General features: G+C 70.9%; 25 protein-coding genes and 2 tRNA genes. 14 read left to right on the top strand and 13 right to left on the bottom strand.

What is annotated here, in order from left to right; genetic code table 11:
• Positions 1 to 4: 4 nt before the first annotated feature.
• Positions 5 to 751, bottom strand: coding sequence for an RraA family protein (locus ACFQU3_RS19205; RefSeq protein ID WP_385912711.1), 747 nt, complete (start codon positions 749 to 751; stop codon positions 5 to 7).
• 189 nt (positions 752 to 940) lie between these two features.
• Here ACFQU3_RS19205 and ACFQU3_RS19200 point away from each other — a divergent pair, with 189 nt between their 5' ends.
• A complete protein-coding gene (locus ACFQU3_RS19200) occupies positions 941 to 1,813 on the top strand; it encodes a LysR family transcriptional regulator (protein WP_385912709.1) in 873 nt (290 codons plus the stop codon).
• A 4-nt stretch (positions 1,814 to 1,817) separates the two neighbouring features.
• On the opposite strand, the gene ACFQU3_RS19195 is transcribed toward ACFQU3_RS19200, so the two are convergent.
• The 9 genes from ACFQU3_RS19195 to ACFQU3_RS19155 form a co-directional block, all read right to left on the bottom strand.
• Positions 1,818 to 2,492, bottom strand: coding sequence for an SDR family NAD(P)-dependent oxidoreductase (locus ACFQU3_RS19195; protein WP_385912707.1), 675 nt, complete (start codon positions 2,490 to 2,492; stop codon positions 1,818 to 1,820).
• Between the two features lie 65 nt (positions 2,493 to 2,557).
• Positions 2,558 to 3,805 (bottom strand): exo-alpha-sialidase, encoded by a 1,248-nt coding sequence (locus ACFQU3_RS19190; RefSeq protein ID WP_385912705.1) that lies wholly within the window; start codon positions 3,803 to 3,805, stop codon positions 2,558 to 2,560.
• A 2-nt stretch (positions 3,806 to 3,807) separates the two neighbouring features.
• Positions 3,808 to 4,602: an HpcH/HpaI aldolase/citrate lyase family protein gene (locus ACFQU3_RS19185; RefSeq protein ID WP_385912703.1), complete on the bottom strand. Its 795-nt coding sequence runs from the start codon at positions 4,600 to 4,602 to the stop codon at positions 3,808 to 3,810.
• Positions 4,599 to 5,582: an aldo/keto reductase gene (locus ACFQU3_RS19180; RefSeq protein ID WP_385912701.1), complete on the bottom strand. Its 984-nt coding sequence runs from the start codon at positions 5,580 to 5,582 to the stop codon at positions 4,599 to 4,601. The genes ACFQU3_RS19185 and ACFQU3_RS19180 overlap by 4 nt, the downstream gene beginning before the upstream one ends.
• Positions 5,579 to 6,427, bottom strand: coding sequence for an ATP-binding cassette domain-containing protein (locus ACFQU3_RS19175; RefSeq protein WP_385912699.1), 849 nt, complete (start codon positions 6,425 to 6,427; stop codon positions 5,579 to 5,581). Before ACFQU3_RS19175 ends, ACFQU3_RS19180 begins: the two co-directional genes overlap by 4 nt.
• Positions 6,420 to 7,367: an ABC transporter ATP-binding protein gene (locus ACFQU3_RS19170; RefSeq protein WP_385912697.1), complete on the bottom strand. Its 948-nt coding sequence runs from the start codon at positions 7,365 to 7,367 to the stop codon at positions 6,420 to 6,422. The genes ACFQU3_RS19175 and ACFQU3_RS19170 overlap by 8 nt, the downstream gene beginning before the upstream one ends.
• Entirely contained in the window at positions 7,367 to 8,293 is a 927-nt protein-coding gene (locus ACFQU3_RS19165; RefSeq protein WP_385912695.1) for an ABC transporter permease, read from the bottom strand. Before ACFQU3_RS19165 ends, ACFQU3_RS19170 begins: the two co-directional genes overlap by 1 nt.
• Positions 8,290 to 9,222 carry an ABC transporter permease gene (locus ACFQU3_RS19160; RefSeq protein ID WP_385912693.1) on the bottom strand — a complete coding sequence of 311 codons (933 nt, stop codon included), beginning with the start codon at positions 9,220 to 9,222 and terminating at the stop codon, positions 8,290 to 8,292. The genes ACFQU3_RS19165 and ACFQU3_RS19160 overlap by 4 nt, the downstream gene beginning before the upstream one ends.
• A gap of 40 nt (positions 9,223 to 9,262) precedes the next feature.
• Complete coding sequence (locus ACFQU3_RS19155; RefSeq protein WP_385912691.1) at positions 9,263 to 10,891, bottom strand: ABC transporter substrate-binding protein; 1,629 nt, start codon at positions 10,889 to 10,891, stop codon at positions 9,263 to 9,265.
• A gap of 247 nt (positions 10,892 to 11,138) precedes the next feature.
• Here ACFQU3_RS19155 and ACFQU3_RS19150 point away from each other — a divergent pair, with 247 nt between their 5' ends.
• From ACFQU3_RS19150 to ACFQU3_RS19140, 3 genes are read left to right on the top strand one after another with little or no spacing between them, the layout of a single operon-like run.
• Complete coding sequence (locus ACFQU3_RS19150) at positions 11,139 to 12,470, top strand: four-carbon acid sugar kinase family protein (protein WP_385912690.1); 1,332 nt, start codon at positions 11,139 to 11,141, stop codon at positions 12,468 to 12,470.
• A complete protein-coding gene (gene pdxA, locus ACFQU3_RS19145) occupies positions 12,467 to 13,474 on the top strand; it encodes a 4-hydroxythreonine-4-phosphate dehydrogenase PdxA (RefSeq protein ID WP_385912688.1) in 1,008 nt (335 codons plus the stop codon). The genes ACFQU3_RS19150 and pdxA overlap by 4 nt, the downstream gene beginning before the upstream one ends.
• Before the next feature lie 10 nt (positions 13,475 to 13,484).
• Positions 13,485 to 14,273, top strand: a complete 789-nt coding sequence (locus ACFQU3_RS19140; protein ID WP_385912686.1) for a DeoR/GlpR family DNA-binding transcription regulator — start codon at positions 13,485 to 13,487, stop codon at positions 14,271 to 14,273.
• Between the two features lie 3 nt (positions 14,274 to 14,276).
• Here ACFQU3_RS19140 and ACFQU3_RS19135 read toward each other — a convergent pair whose 3' ends face one another.
• Both ACFQU3_RS19135 and ACFQU3_RS19130 read right to left on the bottom strand, forming a co-directional pair.
• Positions 14,277 to 16,670: a phosphoketolase gene (locus tag ACFQU3_RS19135; RefSeq protein ID WP_385912684.1), complete on the bottom strand. Its 2,394-nt coding sequence runs from the start codon at positions 16,668 to 16,670 to the stop codon at positions 14,277 to 14,279.
• 133 nt (positions 16,671 to 16,803) lie between these two features.
• Entirely contained in the window at positions 16,804 to 16,998 is a 195-nt protein-coding gene (locus ACFQU3_RS19130; protein WP_385912682.1) for a CsbD family protein, read from the bottom strand.
• A gap of 134 nt (positions 16,999 to 17,132) precedes the next feature.
• Between ACFQU3_RS19130 and ACFQU3_RS19125 the strand changes: the two genes are divergently transcribed.
• The 10 genes from ACFQU3_RS19125 (at position 17,133) to ACFQU3_RS19080 (ending at position 23,323) form a co-directional block, all read left to right on the top strand.
• Positions 17,133 to 18,146 (top strand): cation diffusion facilitator family transporter, encoded by a 1,014-nt coding sequence (locus tag ACFQU3_RS19125; protein WP_385912680.1) that lies wholly within the window; start codon positions 17,133 to 17,135, stop codon positions 18,144 to 18,146.
• Positions 18,143 to 18,655 (top strand): methylated-DNA--[protein]-cysteine S-methyltransferase, encoded by a 513-nt coding sequence (locus tag ACFQU3_RS19120; protein ID WP_385912678.1) that lies wholly within the window; start codon positions 18,143 to 18,145, stop codon positions 18,653 to 18,655. Before ACFQU3_RS19125 ends, ACFQU3_RS19120 begins: the two co-directional genes overlap by 4 nt.
• Before the next feature lie 91 nt (positions 18,656 to 18,746).
• Entirely contained in the window at positions 18,747 to 19,247 is a 501-nt protein-coding gene (locus tag ACFQU3_RS19115; RefSeq protein ID WP_385912676.1) for an RNA polymerase sigma factor, read from the top strand.
• Positions 19,240 to 19,848 carry a methylated-DNA--[protein]-cysteine S-methyltransferase gene (locus ACFQU3_RS19110; RefSeq protein WP_385912674.1) on the top strand — a complete coding sequence of 203 codons (609 nt, stop codon included), beginning with the start codon at positions 19,240 to 19,242 and terminating at the stop codon, positions 19,846 to 19,848. The genes ACFQU3_RS19115 and ACFQU3_RS19110 overlap by 8 nt, the downstream gene beginning before the upstream one ends.
• Positions 19,849 to 19,903: 55 nt before the next feature.
• Entirely contained in the window at positions 19,904 to 20,461 is a 558-nt protein-coding gene (locus tag ACFQU3_RS19105) for an NUDIX domain-containing protein (protein ID WP_385912673.1), read from the top strand.
• Between the two features lie 134 nt (positions 20,462 to 20,595).
• Complete coding sequence (locus ACFQU3_RS19100) at positions 20,596 to 21,099, top strand: SigE family RNA polymerase sigma factor (RefSeq protein WP_385912671.1); 504 nt, start codon at positions 20,596 to 20,598, stop codon at positions 21,097 to 21,099.
• Positions 21,096 to 21,968 (top strand): hypothetical protein, encoded by an 873-nt coding sequence (locus ACFQU3_RS19095; RefSeq protein WP_385912669.1) that lies wholly within the window; start codon positions 21,096 to 21,098, stop codon positions 21,966 to 21,968. Before ACFQU3_RS19100 ends, ACFQU3_RS19095 begins: the two co-directional genes overlap by 4 nt.
• A 39-nt stretch (positions 21,969 to 22,007) precedes the next feature.
• Positions 22,008 to 23,054, top strand: coding sequence for a PHP domain-containing protein (locus ACFQU3_RS19090; protein WP_385912667.1), 1,047 nt, complete (start codon positions 22,008 to 22,010; stop codon positions 23,052 to 23,054).
• A 90-nt stretch (positions 23,055 to 23,144) separates the two neighbouring features.
• Positions 23,145 to 23,217: transfer RNA gene (locus ACFQU3_RS19085), tRNA-Glu, on the top strand.
• Between the two features lie 32 nt (positions 23,218 to 23,249).
• Positions 23,250 to 23,323 (top strand) — tRNA-Asp (locus tag ACFQU3_RS19080).
• Positions 23,324 to 23,387: 64 nt separating this feature from the next.
• Here the strand turns inward: ACFQU3_RS19080 and ACFQU3_RS19075 are convergent.
• On the bottom strand, positions 23,388 to 24,680 hold the full coding sequence (locus ACFQU3_RS19075) for a calcium-binding protein (protein WP_385912665.1): 1,293 nt from the start codon (positions 24,678 to 24,680) through the stop codon (positions 23,388 to 23,390).
• Positions 24,681 to 24,756 lie beyond the last annotated feature (76 nt).

Below are 24,756 nucleotides of genomic sequence, written 5' to 3'. Positions count from 1 at the left end.
GACGTCACGCCTTGGTGGGGAGATCGGCGACCGCGGTGCCGGCCTCGATCGCAGCGCACTTCTCGTCCTCGAGGGCGGCCTTCCGCTCGGCCAGCTCCAGCACCTCCGCCGCTCGCTCGATCGGGATGAAGCACACGCCGGTCTCGTCGGCGACCACGAGGTCGCCCGGGGAGACGCGGACCCCGGCGATCTGGACGTCGCCGTTGATCTCCACCGTCTCGATGCGCCACTTGCCCGTCACGGGGGTGATCTGGGTGGCCCAGAGCGGGTAGTCGACCCGCCGGGAGTGAGCGAGGTCGCGGATGCCGCCGGAGACGACGGCGCCGGCTTCCCCTTGCCGCTTGCCCGTCTGGGCCGAGATGCCGCCCATGTTGGAGACGCCCGCGACGCCGTCGATCACGACGACGTCGCCTGGCAAAGCGAGGTTGTGCGCCTCGAACTCCGCCATCCGGTTGACGTGCTCGCGCGCCGTCTCGTAGACGTGCTCGGCCTGCAGGATGTTGCGCACGGTCAGCGCCGGTCCGACGATGCGTGCGGACGGCAGGGTCGGCTTGAGCACGGAGGCACCGATCACCCCGGTGATGCCGAGCTCGTCCATGATGTCCGACACGACGCTGGTCGCGTCGGCGAGGCGCTGGAAACCCTCGATGAGCCCGTGTGGCGGCCGGGGTGCTCGCAGGAGACGTATCCGGTCCGGGCTGATCTTTCCGGTCAGCTTCGGTGGGACGTCTCCGACTGTGGGGTTATTCATGTGAGGAATCCTTAACAACGTCTTTGTCGTCGGCCGCGGCTGTCGCTCGGCTCTCAGGGCATCGGTCGTGCCGTGGGTTCGTGCTCGTGCTGCTAGCGTTGCCCACGCAGCCGCGGCCGGTCCAATAGAGAGTTTGGGGGGACCGTCATCACTCAGACGAATAACACGCGTATCGATCTCAACCTGCTGATGGTCCTCGAGGCGATCATGTTGGAGCGGAACGTGACGCGCGCGGCTGCCAACCTCTCGATGAGCCAGCCGGCCGTCAGCAACGCGCTTCGACGCGCTCGGAAGCTGACGAACGACCAGCTGTTCCTCAAGGTCGCCGACGGGGTGCAGCCCACGTCGCGGATGCTGGCGATCTGGCCTGAGCTGCATCGTTCGCTGGCGGTGATCCGCGCCTCGATCGCACCGCAGCACTTCGATCCCCAGTCGGATCCCACGAGCTTCCGCATCGCGGTGACCGACAGCCTTGCGGCGGAGGGGGTCCGCGACATCACGCTGAGGCTGAGGGCGACCTCGCCCCATGCCCGGGTCGCGTTCTCCTTCCACACGAACGCGAGCTCGCTGGACGCGATCGAGCGCGGCACGTTGGACTGCGCGGTCGGGATGTTCCCGGCGCTTCCCCGAGGCATGCATGTGCAGGGTCTGCGCACGGACCACTACGTCTGCGTGATGAACCGCGGGCACGGCCTGGTGCCAGAGATGACCCTGGACCAGTTCGCGGCGGCCTCGCACGTTCTCGTGACGCCGTCAGGCATGGACCTCGGGTCCATCGACGGCTGGCTCAGTCTGCAGGGTCGGACACGGACGATCGTCTCGGTCGTGAACCACTTTGCGGATGCACTGGCGATCGTCGCCGACAGCGACCTGCTGACGTGCGTCCCGAGTGACTTCGTCACCGGACCCGGCCAGAACCTCATCCCGCACCACGAGCTGGTCGTCCGCCCGTTGCCCTTCGAGGCCGAGAAGCTCATCTACAAGCTCGTCTGGCACGAGCGGCTGCACACCCACCCGGCTCATCAATGGTTCCGTGGACTCGTGGCCGAGGTGTGCGGATAGTGTCTCAGGGCAGGGATGCGCCGCCGCAGATGACGATCGTCTGACCGGTCACCATCGCGCCGGTCGGCTCGAGCAGGAAGCGGGTCAGCTGCGCCACCTCCGACGGTTCGACCAGGCGCCCGAGCGGCGGTTGGACGGGCGGCACCGACGCGCGGTTCGGGTCGTCGAGCATCGCTGTGCGTGTGGGCCCCGGGGCCACGACGTTGACGGTGATGCGGCGCGGCGCGAGCTCCGCGGCCCACGCGCGCGCCATCGCGGCGAGCGCGGCCTTCGTCGCGGCGTACTGGCTCTTGCCGGGCACGCCGGTCATCGTGCGGCTGCCGACGAGCACGACGCGTCCGCCGTCGACGAGGGCATCGACGAGCCCACCGACGACGAGCTCGGCGCCGCGTACGTGCACGGCCCACATCCGCTCGCCGTGGTCGGGCCGCAGGTGCCCGACCCCGGCCGAGTACTGAAGGCCCGCGGCGTGCACGATCGCGCCCACGCCGCCGGCCAGGGTCTCGCGGACCGTGCTCACGGCCTCCGCGGCCGACGTCACGTCGGCCAGGTCGCAGGGCACCCACGTCGCGGCGTCCGACAGGGCGCCGCGCGAACGGCTGAAGCCGAGCACCTCCCACCCGGCTGCGACGAGGTCATGGGCGATGGCGACCCCGATGCCCGAGCTGGCCCCGGTCACGACCGCGCTGCGTGCTGCGCGATCGTGAGACGTGGTGGGGGCCGGCCCGGGCGAGGTCGCCGTGGTCACCGGGACGGGCCCTGGCGCAGACGGGCGACGACGTCGGCGGGCAGGTGCACGTGCTTGATGGCCCGCCGGTGGTACGTGTAGGCGACGTGCAGGTCACCGTCCGGGCCGGGCAGCACCGAGGGATAGGACAGCTCGCGGTTGAGCCCGTCGCGCGAGTTGTTGGACATGCAGTAGCCGTCGCCGGTCTCGAGGTCGACCATGACCGGCCAGGAGCGGCCCTCGTCCGGGCTGAGACCGAGCGTCATCGGCGCACGTGGGGCGCCCCAGAAGGCGGTCCGCCTGCCCCCGGCCTCCGCCGCCTCGGGCGACGGCTCGGCCACGACCGGACCGTCGAGTCCCTCACGCACTCCCGCGTCGTCGATCTCGTCGTAGAGCGACAGGCGGCGCTCGGTGGCATCGGCCGACGAGCTGCGGTTGAAGACGAGCGCCACCGCTCCCCCACCGAGGCCGACGGCCTGGATCGACGAGTTGTTGTTGGGCAGCTGCGTCGGCGTCGGCGGGGCCCACGTCAGTCCGTCGTCGGTCGACGTCGTCTCCCAGATGTGGTCGGCCCAGCGGCTGCGGAAGCAGGCCCAGAGCGAACCGTCCTGTCGCGCAATGATGTTCATGTGGACGCAACCCAAAGATCCGGGCACGCGCGTCTCGGTCCACGTGGCTCCCCCGTCGTCGCTCCACCACACGCTCGACGTGTCCTCGTTGCCGACCCACTTCTCGCCCGGCACCGTGACGCAGTTGAAGACGGGGAGCAGGATGCGGCCGCTCGCCAGCACGACGGGCGGCTGGCGCACGAACACGCCGCCGGCCGACGTAGCCGGCAGCAGCACCGTCGGGGACTCCCAGGTGGCACCGCCGTCACGTGACACACGACGGCGCACCTCCGACGTGTCCTGGTTGCCGGCGAGCTGGGCCGTGTAGAGCAGCCACAGGTCACCGTCGGGTGCGGTGAAGAGGACGGGGTTCTGCTCCGAGCGGGTCGGGTCGTCGCTCAGCGGCACCGGGTCGAGCCACGTGTCCGAGCCGGACGGCATACGCGAGAGGTACGCGGTGATGTCGCTGACGCCCTCCTGCGTGCCGCCGAACCACACGCAGGCGAGGTCACCGTTGGGCAGCCACGCGAGGTTGGCCGCGTGGCACTGCACCGTCGGGGTCGGCAGGTATGCCGTGCGGCCACCCCCGTCACGCGGCCGCAGGACGCCGTCGGCCGGGACGGTGCCGGCATCGGCGTCGGCGTCGGCGTCGGCCACGCTCACGACTCTCCCCGGGCGGTCTTGAGGTGGGCGGTCGCCGCCTGCTCCAGGTGGATGAGGTCGGACGACACCGTGGCGAGCGTGAACCCCTGGCCCAGGCGCTTGGCCGCGACCTCCCCACTGGGAGTGTGGAACCCGGCCGCGATACCCGCCGACTCGGCGGCCCGCAGGATCCGCTCGACGGCGGACTCGAAGGCGTCGTCGACGGCGGAGTCGGTCGACGTCGCACCGCCGACGGCGATGCGCAGGTCGGACGGACCGATGTAGAGCCCGTCGATGCCCGGCGTCGCCGCAATGGCCTCGACGTTCTCGAGGCCCTGCGGCGTCTCGATCATCGCGAGCACCACCGTCGCCGCGTTGGAGTCGGCCGGGTTGGGGCCGATCCGCAGCTGAGAGCGCATCGGGCCGTAGGAGCGGATGCCGTGCGGCGGGTACTTGGCGAACGACACCGCGCGAGCCGCGTCCTCGGCGGTGTTGACGAGCGGCACGATGATGCCGGCGGCGCCGGAGTCGAGCGCCTGCCCGATGAGGAACGGGTCGTTGGCACCGACACGCACCATGCCGACCGACTCACCACCGGCATCGATGGCCGTCATGCCGGCGAGGATGCCCTTGTAGTCGAGCAGGCCGTGCTGGGCGTCGAAGCAGACGTAGTCGTAGCCGAGGCGGGCGATCCGCTCCGTCGACACCGGCGAGTCGATGATGACCCAGTAGCCGAGGATGGTCTCTCGCGCGCGCACCCGTCGGGCGTAGTCGAGCACACGCTCGCGACTGCGCTCCATCGCCGTGCTCATCGGTTGTACCCCGGCATCGACCCGGCGATCGCCAGGCCTGCTTCGTCGCACGCGGCGACGACGTCGTCGGGGAGCGGACCGGCTTGTGCAGCAGTGATGTTGGCCTCCAGCTGGTGCGGTTTGGATCCCCCGAGCAACACCGACGACACGACCGGCTTGCTCAGCAGCCAGCGCAGCGACAGCTCGGGAAGGGTGATGCCGGCCTCCGACGCGATCGCGCCGAGGGCCTCGATGACCGCGAACGTCTCGGCGTTCCAGTAGCGGTCCTTGTACATGGTCGAGAGCGCCGACGAGCCGAAGCGGCCCTCGGTCGGCGACTCGGCGAACGAGTGGCGTCCGGTGAGCAGACCCCCACCGAGCGGGTTGTAGACGATCGTCGCGAGCCCCTTGCTCGTGGCGAACTCGACGTACTCGGCCTCGATGCGCCGGGCGACGAGGTTGTAGAGCTGCTGCGCGAGGATCGGCCGCGGCGCGCCGAGCGCGTCGCACGCGGCGAAGACGTCGCCGATCTGCCAGGCGGAGAAGTTCGAGACGCCGATGGCGCGGACCTTGCCCTCCTTGACGAGCTCGCCCAGGGCAGAGACGGTCTCGTCGATCGGGACCGACCGGTCGGGCTGGTGCAGGTAGTAGACGTCGACGTGGTCGGTGCGCAGCCGGCGCAGGCTCGCCTCGAGCGACGAGCGCAGGCCCGCGGCCGACAGCAGCGGCGCGTCGCCGGCGTCACCGGGGTAGATGCCGGCCTTGGTGGCGACCGTGGCCGCGTCACGCCGACCCGCGAGGATCTCGCCGAGCATCTCCTCGCTGCGCCCGGCGGCATACCCGTTGGCGGTGTCGATCGAGGTGATGCCTGCTTCGAGGGCGGTGTCGACCATCGTGCGTGCGGTGTCGAGCTCGACGGTGTCGCCGAAGGTCATCGTGCCGAGCACGAGCTGGGAGAGCGGCCGGTCGAGGCCGGGCAGGTCGGTGGTGGGGAGGGTCATGAGGCCTTCTCGGTCTCCGCCGTGCGGGAGGCGGCGATGTGTCGGATGAGGTGTCGCGGCTTGATGCCGGTCATGAGACCCGGCTCGAGGGCCGAGCGGCGCAGGCGCTGCGTGTACTCCACCTGCGGGCGCGAGAGCAGGTCGTCGGTGCGGCCACTCTCGACGATCTGGCCGGCGCGCATGACGAGCGTGTCCTGCGAGATGGCCCGCACGACACCGAGGTTGTGGGAGATGAAGAGGTAGGTCAGCCCCGTCTCCTTCTGGATGTCGGCGAGCAGCTCGAGCACCTGCGCCTGCACCGACACGTCGAGCGCGCTCGTCGCCTCGTCGCACACGAGCAGCTCCGGACCGGACGCGAGGGCACGGGCGATGCCGATGCGCTGGCGCTGCCCACCGGAGAACTCCGGCGGCTTGCGGTCGAGCGCCGTCTTCGGCAGGCCGACGCGGTCGATGAGCTCGGCGGCCTTGTCGCGCTGGATCTTTCGTGACTTCTCGCCGCGAACCGCGATGGGCTCGGCAACGATCTCCTGGGCCGTCAGGTGCGGGTCGAGCGAGCCGTACGGATCCTGGAAGACCATCTGCACCCGATGCCGCTGCGGCCGCAGCCGCTTCTCGGAGAGCTGCGCGAGGTCGGTGCCGTCGAGGTCGATCTGCCCCGACGTCGGCTTGAGCAGCCGCACGAGCGCCTTCGCGATCGTCGACTTGCCGCAGCCCGACTCACCGACGATGGCAAGGGTGCCGCCCCGGGGCACGCTGAACGACACGTCGTCGACGGCGCGGAACACCTCCTTGCCGGTGCGGTACTCGACGACGAGGTTGCGGACGGTGAGCAGGTCGTCAGCCATGACTGGCCTCCTTGGCGAGCTTGGGGGCGCCGTATGCCGTGGGGCCCGTCGCCGCGGCCGGGGCCGCCGAGCCCTTCTGTGCGACAGGGCCGCCGGCCTCGGCGACGCCGCTGCCGGCATACCCCTGGGGTTGCCCGAGCGCGGGGTCGTCCCACGGCCCGAGCTCGGGGATCGCGCCGAGCAGCTTCTGGGTGTACGGGTGCTGCGGGTGGTCGACGACGTCGGTGACGGGGCCGCCCTCGACGAACGCGCCCGACTTCATGACGTGGATGCGGTCGCTCATGAGGCGCGCGACGCCGAGGTCGTGGGTGATGAGCAGCAGGGCGATGCCCGTCTGCTCCTGCAGCTCGAGGAGGAGGTCGAGGATGCCGGCCTGCACCGTGACGTCGAGGGCGCTCGTGGGCTCGTCGGCGACGATGAGGTCGGCGTCGGTCGAGACCGCCATCGCGATGAGCACGCGCTGGAGCATGCCGCCCGACAGCTGGTGCGGGTAGGCGTCGAACTGCTTGGCGGGGTTGCGGATATGCACCTGCTCCATGAGCGACAGGGCCCGCGCCTTCGCCTCGGGCTTGCCCAGCTTCGGGTACTTGACGCGGACGGCCTCGGTCATCTGCGCCCCGATCGTGCGGATGGGGTTGAGCGCCGTCATCGGGTCCTGCGGGATGAGCGCGACGGAGCGTCCACGGAGCTTGTCGATGACCGAACGGCTGCCGGTGACGTCCTGGCCCGCGATGCGCGCCTCACCCGAGATGACCGCGAGGTCGTCGGGCAGCAGCCGCAGGATGGCCATGGCTGTCGTCGACTTGCCCGACCCGGACTCGCCGATGATCGTGACGGTCTCGCCCTTGTCGATGTGGAAGCTGACCCCGTCGACGGCGCGGACGACGCTCGAGCCCGTCATCAGCTCGACCTGGAGGTTCTTGACCTCGAGGACACTCATCACTGGTCTCCCTTCGCGCGGCGGACGCGGTCGCGCAGACCGTCTCCGACGAGGTTGACACCGACGACGAGCAGGGCGATGACGACACCGGGGATGGTGACGAGCCACCACTTGCCGGTGACGAAGAGCTCGCGGCCGTCGGAGATGATGCCGCCCCACGTCGGGTACGGCCGCTGGACGCCGGCGCCGAGGAAGCTCAGCGCGCTCTCGAGGAGCACGGCCTGGGCGAGGAGCAGCAGCACCACGACGAGGACCTGCTGGAGCACGTTGGGGATGACGTGCTTGGCGATGATCGAGACGCGGTGCAGCCCCAGCACCCGCGCGGCGGCGACGTAGGGCTTCTCCCGCTCGACGAGCACGAGCGCCCGGGTGATGCGGGCGGGTTCAGGCCACTGCGCGAACGCGATGACGAGGGTGATGACCGGGATCGACGGGCCGAAGAGCGCGACGACGAGCAGCAGCATGAGCAGCAGCGGCAGCGACATCTGGGCCTCGAGCACACGCGAGACGATCGTGTCGACCCAGCCGCCGAAGTAGCCGGCCGCGGCCCCCGCCGCGATGCCGACGAGGCCCGAGACGATGATGGCGAGCACGCCGATGACGAGCGAGGTCTGGCCGCCGTGCAGGATGCGGCTGAGCAGGTCGCGGCCGTTGGGGTCGGTGCCGAAGAGGTGGCCCGGGCTGAACGGAGGCAGCGACGACTCCGACAGGGCCCCGACGATCGGGTCGGGCAGCGGCAGCACCTGGGCAAGCGCCACCGGGATGACGACGAGCCCCGCGCACACGACGCCGACCCAGATCTTGATGGTGCTGTAGCGGGCTCGCCGCGCGGCCGCCGAGCGGCGCAGCAGGATCCTGGTGACAGCCGAGTCGCGGCCGAGGATCGAGCCGGGCACCTCGCTGAGGTTGGGCGTGGAGGTGGTCATGCGCTGGCCTCTCCGAGACGGACCCGCGGGTCCATGAGCGGGTAGAGCAGGTCGACGAGCAGCTGGACGACAAGGGCCAGCACGACCGTGACGAGGACGGTGGCCTGGATGAGCGGGAAGTCGCGCTGCTTGAGGGCGTTGACGACGAGCTCGCCCACACCGGGCCACTTGAAGACGACCTCGACGATGACCACACCGTTGAGCATGGCCGCGAACCGGGTGCCGAGCGCCGTGACCACCGGGATGGCCGAGTTGCCGAACGCGTAGCGCCAGGTCAGCGCGCGTTCCGAGATGCCGCGCGACCGCGCCACCGTCAGGTACGGGGAGGCGAGGTTGACGACCATCTCGCGGCGCACGAGCCGAGAGATGAGGGCCACCTGGAGGATCGCGATCGTCACCGTCGGCAGCACGATCGAGGTGCCCGAGCTGAACCCGGCCGGCGCGAACCAGCCGAGGTTGACGGCGAAGACGATGAGCAGGACGAAGCCGATCCAGAAGTCCGGCATCGACTGGCCCGCGATCGTCGCGATGTTGGCGCCGAGCTCGCTGGACGTGTTGGCCCGTCGGGCCATCCACACGCCGAGCGGGATCGCGACCACCGCCGTGACGACGATCGCGGCCACCGCCAGCGTGATGGTGTACGGCAGGCGTTCCATGACGACCTCCAGCGCCGGGCGCTTGAAGAAGAACGAGGTGCCGACGTCTCCCTGGAAGAGGTGCTGCAGGAAGGTCACGAACTGCACCGGGATCGACTGGTCGAGCCCGAACTGCTGGCGGATGGCCTCGAGCTGTGCCGAGGTGGGGTTCGGCGGGGCGTAGTTCGCCGCAGGGTCGCCCGGGGCCATCCGGAGCAGGACGAAGACCGTCGCGGTCGCGAGGAACGCGGTGAGCACGGTCTGCCCGATGCGCTTGAGGACGTAGGTCAACATGGGATCACCTTGGGGGTGCCGTCGAGTACAGCGTTGCCGATCAGGCCGAGACCGTCACGGCGTCGAGGTCGTAGGAGTTGATGGCACGCAGCTTGAGGGCCGCGACACGCTTGCGCTTGGCGAGGACGTTGTTGGGCGTCCAGGCCCACATGGCCGGCCACAGCGCCCAGATCTTCTCCTGCGCCTGCTTCAGCAGGTCGTTGCGCTTGGCCTCGTCGGCCTCGGCGCCGGCCTGGTCGAGCAGCGCCGTGATCTCGGGGACGACGAAGCCGTGGTACGTGTCGCGCGTCTTCTCCTTCTCCGCCGTGCCGCCGTACTGGCCCTGCAGGTTCGTCAGGGCCAGGCCCGTCTGGTTGCCGTAGCCGTTGGCGAGCACGTCCCAGTCGCCGGCCTCGCCGCGACGCCACGCGTTGATCTCGCCACCCTTGGGGATCATCTTCAGCGTCGCCGTGACCCCCACGGCCGCGAGCATCTGCGAGACGGCCTCGAGGACGCGCGACGCCCCGGCGAACTCCGAGTCCTCCCAGATGAAGGTGAGCTTGAGGTCGCTCGCGCCGCTCTCGGCGAGCAGGCTCTTCGCCTTCGTCACGTCGTACGTGTAGTCGCCGGTCTTCGCGAAGCCGGCGAGCGTCGTCGGGACGACACCCTCGGCCGACGTGACCTGGTTGTTCATGAGGGCCTTGATGAGCGAGTCGTGGTCGATCGCGTAGGAGAGCGCCTCGCGCACCTTCGGGTTCGCGAGCGGGTGGCCCTTCGGCTTGCGGAAGTTGTAGAAGAGGTGGATCAGGCGTGTGCCGGGCGTCTCGATGACGTCGATGTCGGCGTTCGTCTTGAGCGAGGCCGCGGACTCGGGGGTGATCGTGTCGATGACGTCGGCCTGGCCGGACGTGATCGCGATGACCCGGGCGCCCTCCTCCTCCTGGTAGGAGACGTTGACCTCCTGGAGCTTCGCCTTCTCGCCCCAGTAGTTGTCGTTGCGCGTCAGCTTGTACGTGCCGGTGCCGGTGTCGGCGTTCGCGATGACGAAGGGTCCGGTACCCAGGCCGGTGCTCAGCTCCTCGGCCTTGTTGTCCTTGGCCGGCGTGATGAGGATGTTCGACATGAGCGAGTCGAGCGTCACGACGGGGTTCTTGGTCGTGAGGGTGAACGTCGTGTCGTCGACCTTGGCGAAGGCCGGCTGCTCCGGGAACTGCGACGCGACGTAGCCGGCCTTGACCTCGAAGTAGAGCTTGAGCGCGGTCTCGACGTCGTCGACCGTCACGGGCGACTTGTCGGAGTAGTGGATGTCGCTGCGCAGCTTGACGGTCCACTCGGTGGGCTTGGTCTGCTCGAACGACTCGGCGAGCACGAGCTCGGGCTTGAGGTCGTCGCCGATCTTCGTGAGCGCCTCGCGCACTGCGCGCTGGACGGTCACGGCCGCGTCGTACTGGTTCAGCTTGTTGTCGAGACTGACCAGGTTGCGGTTGAGCACGATGCTCAGGGCGCCACCCGCGGCGCCTGCCCCGGCAGTGCTCGCGTTGGTGGCGGTCTTGGGCCCGGCACACGCGGCGAGCGCGGGAGCGAAAACGGCTCCGGCGCCGGCCAGCGAGGCGAGCTTGAGGATCGAGCGACGCGAGACCTCCCGCGTCGGGCGGTCAGACGGGGGAAGCAGTGCAGGCTGCTGGGGCATCGGGACTCCTCGTTGAGCGGTGGCCTCTCCGTCGGTGGCGCACGCTGCGCCCCTCGGGTTCCCCAACCTTGACACCATTGCGCGATTCGCGCAATACCTGTAGCGTTTTTTGTGAAGGAACGGTTCGCCGCGTGTCATCCGGACGAGTCCCCCGGATCAGTGCACCCGCCCTTCACCCCGTCGGCAAGGTTGCCAACCTCCTTGCCGCACAGGCGTACACGCAACGAGAGCATGGTGAGGAGGAGTCATGGCAGCACGGTCCCTGGGCATCGTCGCGGACGACCTGAGCGGCGCCGCCGAGTGCGCAGCACACACGTTGCTGCGCGTTTCGCGCAGCGAGGTCGTCTTGGCCGACGCCTCCGCCGCAGGTGAGCCCGGTGCCGTCACGACTCCCCGGCACGCAGCCGTGGTCACCGTCGACACCGACTCGCGTCGACTGCCCGCCGACCAGGCGGTGCGGGCGGTTCGCGCAGCCGCCGCGTTCGTGGCGGACGCACCGGTCGTCGTCAAGAAGGTCGACTCGCTCCTGCGCGGGCACGTCGCCGCCGAGGTCGGCGCACTCGCCCAGGTGCTGCAGCGCACGCCTGTCGTCGCCGTCGCCAACCCGGCCCTCGACCGCGTCGTGCGCGACGGCGTACTTCACGTGGCCGGTACGCCCCTGCACGACACCGACCTGTGGGCCGTCGAGCCGACCGCCGCCCCGACCCGGGTGTCCGAGGCACTGCACCCCCTGCCGACGGTCCTGGTCCCGCACACCGTGATCGCGCTGGGCGTCGACGCCGTGGCCGACGCCCTCGCCGCCGCAGGCCAGTCCGGCCTCGTGGCCGTGTGCGACGCCGTCACCGAGGCCGACCTCGAGGTCGTGCACGCGGCCGCGACCCGCTCGGGTTCACCGAGCCTGCTCGTCGGTTCGGGCGCCCTGGCAGCCGTCGCCGTCCGCGCCCTTCCCCGGTCGTTCGACACCGCGCGGGATGCGGGCCCCGGCACACCTCCCGCGCCGTACGCGTTGCGGTCGGTCCTGCTGGTCCTGGGCACGCGTGCCACCGGGGCCGCCGCGCAGATCGCGCAGATCCGGTCCATCGCGTCCGCGACCGTGCTGCTCCAGCCCGGCGAGCTGCTCGCCGACCCCACCGGCACGGCAGCAGGCCTCGCCGCCCTTCCGACCGACGCCGCCGTCGTCGTCGCGCTCGACCCCGCAGCCCCGGCCGACCCCAGCCGCTCGCGTGCCCTCACCGAGGCGCTGGCCGATGCCGTCGCGCCCCTGCTCGACGGCTACGACGCGGCCTTCCTGTCCGGCGGAGAGACCGCCCGCGCGGTCCTCGACCGGCTCGGCGTCCGCTCGCTCGAGGTCGTCGCCGAGATCGAGACCGGCACCGTCGTCAGCCGCCGCCCCGGTGGCCGGCTCGTCGTGACCCGCCCCGGCAGCTTCGGCGACTCCGGCTCGCTCGTCCGCGTCGCCACGTACCTGCTCCCGGGCAGCTCGCCCACCGCTCAGACCCGCCCCGTCGCCACCAGCGCCACCACCAACGCAGCCAACGCCCCCAGCGCCCCCAGCGCCACCACTGAGGAGAACCCATGAGCGCCGTCCTTCCCCGTATCGCCGTGACGATGGGAGACGGCGCCGGCATCGGCCCGGAGATCATCGTCAAGGCCCTCGCCGACCCGCACGTCGCGACGATGGCGCGCACCGTCGTCGTCGGTGACGCCCTGCGCCTCAAGCAGGCCGCCGACATCGCCGGCGTCTCGGTCGACATCGTCACCGTCACCGACGTCGCCGATGCCCTCGAGCTGCCCGGCCGGATCAACGTCATCGACCTCGGGCTCCTGCCGGAGGACCTGCCGTTCGGCCGGCTGTCCGCGGTGGCCGGCGACGCGGCATACCACTACATCCGCGTCGCCTGCGAGCTCGCGATGGCCGGCAAGGTCCAGGCGATCTGCACCGCCCCGCTCAACAAGGAGGCGTTGCACGCCGGTGGTCACCTGTTCCCGGGCCACACGGAGCTGCTCGCCCAGCTCACCGGCACCCCGGAGGTGTCGATGATGCTATCGACCGAGCGGGTCAAGGTCATCCACGTGACGACGCACATCGGGCTCATCGACGCCGTCGCCCGCATCGAGCCGGGCCTCGTCGAGCGAACCATCCGGCGCGGCCACCAGGCCCTCGTCGACGCCGGCAACCCCCACCCGAAGATCGGCGTCTGCGGCATCAACCCCCACGCCGGGGAGAACGGCCTCTTCGGCCACGGCGAGGAGGAGACGAAGATCAATCCCGCCGTGGAGGTCTGCCGCGCCGACGGCATCGACGTCCACGGCGCGCTGCCCGCCGACACCCTCTTCTTCCTGGCCGGCCGGGGCGACTACGACCTCGTCGTGGCGATGTACCACGACCAGGGTCACGGCCCCGTCAAGGTGCTGGGCCTCGAGGCCGGCGTCAACGTCACCATCGGCCTGCCGGTCATCCGCACCTCGGTCGACCACGGCACGGCCTTCGACATCGCCGGCACCGGAGTCGCCGACCACCGCTCGATGATCGAGGCCCTGCGCCTCGGGGCGGAGATGGCGCCGCGGCCCGTGGACGCCTAAGGTGCCGAGCGTGGCGAAGCACACCGCGCAGACTCGACGGGGCGAGATCGTCCGCCTCGCGACGACGAGCGGCCTCGCCAGCGTCGAGGAGCTGTCCGACCAGCTCGGTGTGACGGCCTCGACGATCCGGCGCGACCTCGCCAAGCTGACGGCCCAGGGCAAGCTGGCGCGCACCTACGGCGGCGTCATGAGCCTCGCCCACCATCCGGAGGCCTCGCTTCGCCAGCGCCTCGGCGAGGCCCACGCGGCCAAGCGCGACATCGCCCACTGGGCCGCGTCGCAGATCGAGCCGGGCGAGACGGTGCTGCTCGACGCCGGCTCGACGACGAGCGCGCTCGCCGACGCCATCACGAAGACCCCCGAGCTGACCGAGCTGACCGTCGTCACCGCCGGCATCGGCGCGATGGCGACCCTGGCCGACAGCATCGGCATCGACGTCATCGCCCTGGGCGGACGGCTGCGCCCACTCAGCCAGGCCTTCGTCGGGCCGCTCGCCGAGGCCGCCGTGCAGCGCCTCAGCTTCGACCGCGCCTTCATGGGCGCCGACAGCGTGCACGCCGAGCGGGGCATCTGCGAGGCCGATCTCGAGCAGACCCGGCTCAAGGAGCTCATGATGGGCCGGGCCGAGCAGACCTACGTGCTCGCGCACGCCGACAAGCTCGGCCAGTCGCCGTTCCACGCGTGGGCCGTCATGCCCCGCCGATGGACGCTCGTCACCGACGACTCCGCGGATCCCGTTGCGCTGCGGGCATTTCGGGACCACGGCGTCGACGTCGTGGTGGCCCCGCGCCGCGACTGACCGTCAGCCCTCGATCGGGTGGGTGATGACCCAGTCGCGCACCTCGGGCATGTCCTCCAGGTGCTCGACGATGTAGCGCCCGTGCTCGTCGAGCTGTCTCTCGCACCAGGCCTTGACCTCGCTCGACCCACGCACCTGCCGGCCGGCGTTGTTGATGGCGTCCATGACGAGGTGGTAGCGGTCGACCCCGTTGCGCACGACCATGTCGAAGGGCGTGGTCGTCGTGCCCTCCTCGCTGAAGCCGCGCACGTGGAAACGGTCGGCCTCCGGGCGGCCGTGGACGAGCTGGTGGATGGCGCCGTGGTAGCCGTGGAAGGCGAAGACGACGTCGACGTGGTTGGTGAAGAGCTCGCCGAACCTGCTGTCGTCCATGCCGTGCGGGTGGCTGCGCGGCCGCGGGAGGGTCATGAGGTCGACGACGTTGACGACACGGACGCGCAGCTGCGGCAGCTTCTCGCGGAGGATCCGCGCCGCGGCGACGACCTCCATCGTCACGACGTCGCCGGCGCACGCGAGGACGACGTCAGGGTCCTGGGTGCCGTCATCGGTCCCGGCCCAGTCCCAGATGCCCGCGCCGGCTGCGCAGTGATCGACGGCCTCCTCCATCGTCAGCCACTGGGGCTGCGGCTGCTTGTCGATGACGAGCAGGTTGACGTAGTTCTTCGACCGCAAGCAGTGATCAGCCACGGAGAGAAGGCAGTTCGCGTCCGGCGGCAGGTAGACGCGTGATACGTCCCCACGGGCGTTGAGGACCGTCTGGATGAGACCCGGCCCCTGGTGCGAGAAGCCGTTGTGGTCGTTGCGCCACGCCGTGGACGTGAGCAGGATGTTGAGGCTCGGCACCTCGGCGCGCCAGTCGAGACGGTTGGCCTCCTGGAGCCACTTGCAGTGCTGCACCGTCATCGAGGCGCTCACCATGGCGAACGCCTCGTACGTCGCGAAGAGCCCGTGACGACCCGTCAGCGTGTAGCCCTCGAGCCACCCGTGGCAGTTGTGCTCCGAGAGCACCTCCATGACGCGCCCGTCGTGCGACAGCTTGACGTCCTCCGCCTCGAGCCGCTCTGCCGTCATCCGGTCCGAGACGTCGAAGACCGCCCCCACGCGGTTGCTGTCCACCTCGTCCGGGCTGAACAGGCGGAACGTCTCGGGGTTGCGCACGTAGATCTCGCGCATCAGCTCTCCGAGCGCACGCGTCGACTCGGCCCGCACCGTCGCGGGAGCGGGGACGTCGCGGGCGAAGTCACGGAAGTCCGGCAGGTCGAGGTCGCGCGTGAGCACGCCACCGTTCGCGTGGGGCGACGCGCTCATCCGCAGGTCACCCTCGGGGTTGGCCCTCAGGACGAGGTCGACGGGGGCACCCGACTCGTCGAAGAGCTCGTCGGGGCGGTAGGACCGCAGCCAGGTCTCGAGGACCTCGAGGTGCTCGGGGTTGTCCTTGACGCCCGAGAGCGGCACCTGGTGCGAGCGCCACGTGCCCGTGACCCTGACCCCGTCGACCTCGGCGGGCCCGGTCCAGCCCTTCGGCGTACGCAGCACGATGAGCGGCCACCGCGGCCGGCCGTCCATCTTCCAGCCCTCCGCGCGTGCGTCCACCTGGATCTGCCGGATCCGCCCGTATGCCGTCGCGAGCGTCTCCGCGAAGCGCTCGTGCATGCCGGGCAGGTCGTCGCCCTCGACCTCGAGGACGTCGTAGCCGTGACCCTCGAGGAGGCTGCGCACCTCGGCAGGGTCCTTGCGGCCGAGCACCGTCGGCCCGGCAATCTTGGCGCCGTTGAGGTGCAGGACGGGCAGCACCGCGCCGTCGCGGCGCGGGTTGAGGAACGAGATGCCCTTCCACGAGCCCTCGAGCGGGCCGGTCTCGGCCTCGCCGTCACCGACGACCGCGAGGGCGAGCAGGTCGGGGTTGTCCATGACCGCGCCGAAGGCGTGGACGAGGACGTAGCCGAGCTCACCCCCTTCGTGGATCGACCCGGGTGTCGTCACGGACACGTGGCTGGGGATGCCGCCGGGCGCCGAGAACTGCCGGAAGAGCCGCTTCACGCCGGCCTCGTCGCACGTGACGCGCGGGTAGGTCTGGGTGTAGCTGCCCTCGAGGTAGCCGGCCGCGACGAGCGCGGGGCCGCCGTGGCCGGGCCCGGTGAGGTAGATCGTCTGCTGACCCGTGTGCCGGATCACCCGCGACATGTGCGCGTAGACGAAGGAGAGGCCGGGGCTCGTCCCCCAGTGGCCGAGCAGCCGGGGCTTGATGTCGTCGTCGGTGAGCGGCCGTCTCAGGAGCGCGTTGTCCTGCAGGTAGATCTGCCCGATCGTCAGGTAGTTGCTGGCCCGCCACCAGGCGTCCATCGACGCGATCTCGTCGGCGGTGGGCGCGGGCACGGATGTGGGGGTCGTCGTCACGGCAGCTCGCCTCTCGGAAGGAAGAGATCGTCCTCAGAGCCTCACCGACGCCGAACACGCTGGCAAGGGCTCGGCCGGTGGCACGGCAGTGGGCCGGCCCCCGGAGGGACCGGCCCACCCCACTCCGGAAGAGTCAGCGTTTGAAGGCGTCCTTGACGTCCTCGCCCGCGTCCTTGAGCTGCTCACCCCGCTGCTTGAGGTCAGCCGAGGCCTGGTCTCGCTCGCCCTCGGCTTCGAGTCGCTCGTCGTCGGTGACCTTTCCGGTGGCTTCCTTGGCCTTGCCCTTGAGGTTCTCTCCGAGGTTCCTGGCCTTGTCTTCAGTACCCATGTGGGGGGCTCCTTTCGGCTCCGATCGGATATCCGTCCCCTACCCGATGGCGGACGATCGCCACCCGCCGCGGCGGCACGAGTCCAGCCATGGAGCGCAGGTCACACACCGTCGGTGCCCTTTGGGAGACTGTAGTGGTGCCAGCACCACCCATCCCGGCTTCCGACGGACCCGGCCGCATGCAGCAGCCGCGCGACCTGAGCCGCTTCGCCTACCTGTCGATCGCGGCCGCCGTCGTCACGATCACCCTCAAGGTCATCGCCTGGCGGGTCACGGGTTCGGTGGGTCTGCTCTCCGACGCGACCGAGTCGGTCGTCAACCTCGTCGCGGCGATCGCTGTGCTCATCGCGCTCAAGGTCGCGGCGATGCCGGCCGACAAGAACCATCACTTCGGCCACACCAAGGCCGAATACTTCTCGGCGGCCCTCGAGGGGATGATGATCTTCGTCGCGGCGGTGGTCATCATGGCCACCGCCGTCGAGCGCTTCATCCACCCGCGACCCATCGACAACGTCGGCACCGGTCTCGGCATCTCGGTCGTCGCCTCCGCCGTCAACGGGGCCGTCGCCTTCGTGCTCCTGCGCGCCGGGCGACAGCACCGCTCGCTCACCCTGACCGCCGACGGCAAGCACCTCATGACCGACGTGTGGACCTCGGCGGGGGTCGTGGCGGGCGTCCTGCTCGTCGGGCTCACGCACATCGATCGGCTCGACCCCGTCATCGCCTTCCTCGTCGGCGTCAACATCGTCTGGGCCGCCTGGAAGCTCATCCGTGAGTCGACCGAGGGCCTCATGGACATCTCGATGTCCAAGGAGGACAACGGCGCGATCGCGGAGATCCTGAGCCGGTTCGTCACGCGAGAGGTGCATTTCCACGCCCTGCGCACCAGGCTCTCGGGCCACCACCGGTTCGCGGAGGTGCACGTCCTCGTCCCGGGCGCGTGGACGGTCCAGCAGGGCCACGACCTCGTCGAGGAAGTCGAGGACGCCGTGCACCGCGAGTTCGGCGAGATCGCGCTGACATGTCACCTCGAGCCCTCCGAGGACCCCCGCGCCTACGGCGACTACTCGGCCGAGTTCCCCGTGCCGACGCACGACGACATCGTGGCCGCCCACCGGTCCACCACTCGTGGTCAGGACGAACGGTGACCCGCTCACACGTCGTGCTGCCCTCCCCGATCGGCGACCTCACGGTCGTCGCAGAGGACGGCGCCATCACTCACCTGCTCATGGACTCCGCCAAGTACCGTCCCGCCGACCCCGACGTCCTCGGCGACGCGGGCGACCCCGCCGGCGAGCCCTTCGCGGCAGCGGCGGTCCAGCTCGCGGCGTACTTCATGGGTGCCCTGACACAGTTCGACCTGCCGCTCGCGCCGCGCGGCGACGACTTCCACCAGCGGGTCTGGGCGCTGCTGCGCGAGATCCCCTACGGCGAGACCCGCAGCTACGGCGACCTGGCCCGGGCGCTCGGCGACCGCAACCTCGCTCAGGCCGTCGGCACGGCCAACGGCCGCAACCCGATCGCCGTCGTCGTGCCGTGCCACCGCGTCATCGGCGCCGACGGCTCCCTCGTCGGGTATGCCGGTGGGCTCGACCGCAAGCGCTTCCTGCTCGCCCTCGAGGAGCCCGCCGCCGCCGAGGTCGGCCGCCTCTTCTGACCCCGGCTCCCCCAGCCGTCGAGTTGCCGCTGCCGCCCGTCCGTCACACTGGGTGACCTCACACTTCCGCGGGCCGGAGCGTCTACAGGGCATGAAGCGACCGTTCGAGCAGGCCGTCACCGAGCACGGCGCCGTGGTGCTGCGCGTCTGCCGCGCCGTGCTCGGCCCCGTCGACGCCGACGACGCGTGGTCCGAGACCTTCCTCTCGGCCCTGCGCGCATGGCCCGACCTGCCCGACGATGCGAACGTCCGGGCCTGGCTCGTGACCATCGCGCACCGCAAGGCGCTCGACGTCGCCCGCGCGGGCGCACGTCACGCCGCGCCGGTGGCGACGGTGCCGGACGCCAGGGCCCCACGCGGCGACCAACCGGAGGAGGCCCTCCCCGACAAGGACCTCTGGTCGGCCCTGGCCGCCCTGCCCGACAAGCAACGCCAGTGCGTGGCCTACCACCACGTGGCGGGGCTGCCCCACGCCGAGGTCGCCCGCATCGTCGGGGGCACGCCCATGGCGGCGCGCCGCGCGGCGGCCGACGGCATCGCCCGGCTCCGATCCACCTATGCACCCCAGGGAAGGGTGAGCACCCATGTCTGACACCACGATCCAGTTCCTGACCCAGCCCACCGAGACAGACGACGAACGCCTTGCGTCACTGCACGCGGCCCTCGTCCGGAGGGCAACCTCCGAGGCACTCGTCGACACGACGTACCGCATCGTCGACTCCCCCGTCGGTCGCCTCCTGCTCGCTGCCACCGACTCCGGCGTCGTCCGCGTCGCGTACGAGGTCGAGGACCACGACCAGGTGCTCGACACGCTCGGCGCGAGCATCGGCTCGCGCATCCTGCGTGGCGGCGACCGGCTGGACGAGCTCGCCCGCGAGCTCGAGGCCTACTTCGGCGGGCGACGCCGGAGCTTCGACGTGCCGCTCGACCTGCGGCTCGCCCACGGCTTCCGCCTCGCGGTGCTGCGGCACCTGGGCGAGATCCCGTACGGCGCGACCGAGAGCTACGGCGAGGTGGCCGTCGCGGCTGGGAGTCCGAGGGCCGTGCGCGCCGTCGGCTCAGCGTGCGCGACGAACCCGCTGCCGATCGTCGTGCCGTGCCACCGGGTCGTGCGCTCGGACGGCACGCTGGGCGGCTACCTCGGCGGGCTTCCGGTCAAGGAGCGACTGCTCGCCCTGGAGCGCGCCGCCTGACCGGCACAGGGCCACTCGACTGGGAGGATCCGGACATGCGAGAGCGACGCCGCCCGTGAGCTGGCCCGTGCGCGAGACCCGGGTCGTCTACGAGAACGCGTGGATCCGGGTCCGGGAGGACGCTGTGGTGCGTCCCGACGGCAGTGACGGGATCTTCGGCGTCGTCGAGCTGCAGCGCCCGGCCGTCTTCGTCGTCGCCCTGACCGACGCCGACGAGGTGGTCCTCGTGACCATCGACCGGCACACCGTCGGCACGTCCCTCGAGGTCCCGGCCGGCGGCACGGACGGAGAGGACCCGCTCGTCGCCGCGCAGCGCGAGCTCGCCGAGGAGACGGGGCTCGCGGCGCGCGAGTGGCGGCAGGTCGGCGCGGTGAACGCCCTCAACGGCGTGTGCCGCGCCCCGGAGGTCGTCTACCTCGCCCAGGGCCTCGAACCGGCGCCCGGGTTCCACGGCGACGTCGGCGACAGCGTCCGCGCCGAGGAGGGCATCGGCGCGGTCCGTCGCGTGCCTGTCGCGGAGGTCCTGGGCCTCGTCCGCGACGGCACGCTCACCGACGGTGAGACGATCGCCGCCCTCATGCTCGCGCTCGTCGCCCTGGGCCGGGTCTCCTGAGCCGTGCACGCGCCGGCGTCCTGAGCCGGCCGTCCTGATGCGGGTGCAACGGTTCGGCGTGCCCCGGTGTCCAAGCAGGTGTACGAAACAGTGACGACCCTGACGACCCTGACGAGCCAGACCGGCGGGAGCACATGAGACGGAGGGACGAGGCGGCGTTCCGCGCCTTCGTGGAGGAGCGGCAGACCATGCTGCGCCGGCGCGCCTACCTGCTTTGCGGCAACTGGGCCGACGGCGACGAGCTCGTCCAGGAGGCCCTGGCCCGGGTCTACGTCGCGTGGCCACGCATCGCGACCGGGGCCGAGACCGCCTACACGAGACGCACGATGATGAACCTCTACCTCAACGACCAGCGCAAGCGACGGCGCGAGGTGCTCACCGACGAGGCCCCCGAGCCGGTGACGACCGACCACGACCGCGAGCTCGCGATGACCCTGACCGACCTGCTGCGGGACCTTCCGGAGAAGCAGCGCGCCGTCCTCGTCCTCCGCTTCTGGGAGGACCTCACCGTGCCCCAGATCGCCGAGTGCACCGGCGTCGCCGAGGGCACGATCAAGAGCCAGATCTCACGCGGCCTCGCGGCCCTGCGAGACCGGCTCGCCGAACCACCGCTGACCGGGGCAGGAGCCGTCTCATGAGCGACGACACGACGCGCAGGCCAGAGGCGAACGCCCCGGAGGAGGGCGAGCTGCAGCTGCGAAAGGCGCTGGCCACGATGAACGACCTCGAACCACCCCGCGACGACCTGTTCGTCCAGCGCGCGGTCATCCGCGGGCGCGCCCGCACCTCACGCCGTCGTTCCACGCTGCTGGGTGCCGCGGCCGCCTTCGTCGTCGTCGGCGCGGTTGGCGGCACCTGGTTCGCCGCCAACCAGCGCGCGACGTCGAGCAGCATGTCAGCGGGCTCGGCCGCCGAGGCGCAGAAGGACACCACCTCCGACAACGGCGCCGCCGGCCCGCAGACGTTCAGCGGGACCCAGCGACCGATCGACCCGGGGTTCGCCCCGTCGGTCCCGTCGGCGCGTGACTCGAGCCAGTGGTTCGAGGGGCTCGCGACGCCACAGACCACGGCGTTCGCCACCGTCGAGCCCACCCTCGTGTCCCGCTGGCCCGACGTCTTCTCCGGGGCGTATGCCGTCGACGCCGCGGGCACGCGCGTCGCCGTGGCCGTCACCCGGCACGACGCCGACCTCGAGGCGCTCGTCACCGGCGCGATGCCGGCGCCGGGCGACGTGGAGTTCGTCGTCGCGACGCACTCCTACGCCGAGAAGGAGAGCATCGCGCAGCAGATCCTCCGCGAGCGGATGCTGTGGCGCTCCAAGGGGGTCGAGGTCCTCGGGGTGAGGCTCGACGGTCGCAGCGACCAGGTCGTCGTGATGGCCGACGAGGGCAGCTCACCCGGTCTCGTCGCGCGTCAGTACGGCGACGTCGTCCGCGTCGTGCCGGCCATCGCCGGGGCGCCGGGCAAGCTGCCCGACGGGACGACGCTGCCGACGCTCCACCAGTGACCAGGGGTCTGGTCGGCGCCCGCGGTTAGGCTGGCCGGCATGCAGCAGCCGAGCCCGCCGCAGGCGCCGATCAGCCCGCTCGACGCGCTGCGTCGCATCTGCTTCCTGCTCGAGCGGGGGCGCGAGAGCAGCTACCGCATCGACGCGTTCCGCCGGACGATCGAGGCCATCACGCTCATCTCCGACGATGAGCTGCGAGAGCGCGTCGAGGCCGGAACCCTCAAGCAGATCAAGGGAATCGGCGACTCGAGCGCCGCCATCATCGTCCAGGCGGTGCGCGGGGTGCTGCCGGCCTACCTCGTGTCCGCCGAGGAGAAGTACGGCGAGCTGCGGGCCACTGGAGGCGCCGAGCTGTATGCCGCCCTGCGCGGTGACCTCCACACCCACTCGAACTGGAGCGACGGCGGCAGCCCCATCGAGGAGATGGTCCTCGCGGCCGTCCAGCTCGGCCAGGAGTGGATGGCGCTCACCGACCACTCCCCGCGCCTCACGGTCGCCAACGGCCTCAGTCGCGAGCGCCTCGCCGACCAGCTGAAGCGCGTCGAGGCGATCAACGCGAGCCTGGGCGACGCGTTCACCCTGCTCAAGGGCATCGAGGTCGACATCCACCTCGACGGCACCCTCGACCAGGACGACGACATGCTCGACCAGCTCGACGTCGTCACGGCCTCGATCCACTCGAAGCTGCGCCAGCCGTCGTTCGAGATGACCCCGCGCATGGTCGCCGCCGTGCGCAACCCGCGCACCAACGTGCTCGCGCACTGCACGGGCCAGCTCGTGACCGGTGGCCGCGGGAAGAGACCGCCCTCGCAGTTCGACGCCGAGAAGGTCTTCAAGGCCTGCCTCGAGCACGACGTCGCGGTCGAGATCAACTCGCGGCCCGAGCGCTGCGACCCGCCCGACGAGCTCATCGAGCTGGCGCGTGACCTCGGGTGCCTCTTCACCATCGACTCCGACGCGCACGCACCCGGGCAGCTCGACATGAAGGCCCTCGGCTGCGAGCGCGCGGAGCGCCTCGGCATCCCGGCCGAACGCATCGTCACGACGTGGCCGGTCGACGACGTGCGGGCGTGGGCGAAGGGCTGATCCGAAGGGCATCCGGGCTGCCACGAGCCGATTTGGCCGGTGCCGGAAACTCCCCTATAGTTTCGACGTCCCAACGGATAGGTCGGGCAGGTCCCCATCGTCTAGCGGCCTAGGACTCCGCCCTTTCACGGCGGCAGCACGGGTTCGAATCCCGTTGGGGATACGCAGTAGAGTTCCACACGCACCACCCAGTAAGGCCCCGTAGCGCAGTTGGTTAGCGCGCCGCCCTGTCACGGCGGAGGTCGCCGGTTCGAGCCCGGTCGGGGTCGCTTCACACAGGAAGCGCCGCTCTCAGCTGAGAGCGGCGCTTCTCGCGTTCCGGCGCTGCGAAGGTCAGACCACGAACTCGCAGGTGCTCCACAGGTCGGGATCCGTGCCGCTCACCACGCAGGTGTCGATGCCGCCGCTCCCGGCGACACGGTCGGTGACGCCGTCGTTCTGGACCGCCACGCTGAAGGCCGCGTAGATGACGTCGTTGCCGTTGCCGCCGACGAGCGCGTCGCGCCCACCGAGGCCGAAGATCCGGTCGTTGCCGTTGTTGCCGGAGATCGAGTTCGCTGCGTTGCTGCCGACGAGCAGGTCGTTGGCCGCGCCCCCGACGAGGTTCTCGACCGTCGCGGTGATGGTGTCCGCCTCACCGGCCTGGCCGGAGACGGCGGCGACGCCGATCCGCGCCGTCACTGGCGCGATGCGGGCGGCATACGACACCGTGTCGACACCGAGCCCACCGTCGCTGAGGTCGGCTCCTGAGCCGCCGTCGAGCGCGTCGTTGCCCGCGCCGCCGAGCAGCCGGTCGTTGCCGGCGAGGCCGAAGAGCCGGTCGTGGCCCGCGCCGCCGCTCAGGATGTTCGCGGCCGCGCTCCCGACGAGCAGGTCGTTGCCCGCACCGCCCACGAGGTGCTCGACCGTGGCAGTGACGGTGTCGAGCTCGCCGACCTGCCCGGAGACGCCCACGACGCCGATCCGGGCGGTCACCGGGAGCACCCGCGGTGCGTAGGTCGCGGTGTCGCCGCCCGCGCCACCGTCCATGACGTCGCGTCCGATGCCGCCGTCGAGCACGTCGTTGCCGTCCTGGCCGGCGAGGGAGTCGTTGCCTGCGAGACCGAACAGCCGGTCCGCGCCGGGACCGCCGCGCAGGCCGTCGCTGCCGCCGCGACCGTTGACGACGTCGTCGCCGTCGCCGCCGACGAGGATGTCCGAGGCGGTCGGGCTGCCGACGAGGGCATCGCTGCCGAGTCCGCCGTCGGCCATCATGCGGACGTCGGTCTGGTTCCACACGGCGTCGTTGCCGGCCTTGGCGAACACCTGGAACGGTCGGAACACGAGCCCGACCTTGGGCGCCGCACACCACACCCGGGTGTTGTCGGCGGCGATCGGAAGGCAGCCGGCACCAGCGACGACGCGGATGGTGTCGTCGACGAGGAACCAGTTGCCGACGCGCGAGACGACGATCGTCGTGCTCGCCCCGAAGGCCGTGTTGTACGACATGCCCGCGATCGCGCTGGAGGTGGCAACCCCGAACGGGATGAGCGGTGCGGCGGCGGCCGAGCCGGGAAGCGCGGCGGCGAGCGCCGCCACCGCTCCCACGGCGGTCGCGGCGCGCACCACGTGTCGACGAGTGAACATGTGAGTCTCCTTCCGCAGTGCCACCCCTGTGGCGGCACGTCGTCCGACGCGGTGCCGGACGAGGAGGCAGTGCGGC

This window comes from Terrabacter sp. GCM10028922 (assembly GCF_042666095.1).
GTDB lineage: Bacteria > Actinomycetota > Actinomycetes > Actinomycetales > Dermatophilaceae > Terrabacter.
The sequence above is the reverse complement of the archived record's forward strand: the minus strand, read 5'-3'. Positions and strand labels throughout refer to the sequence as shown.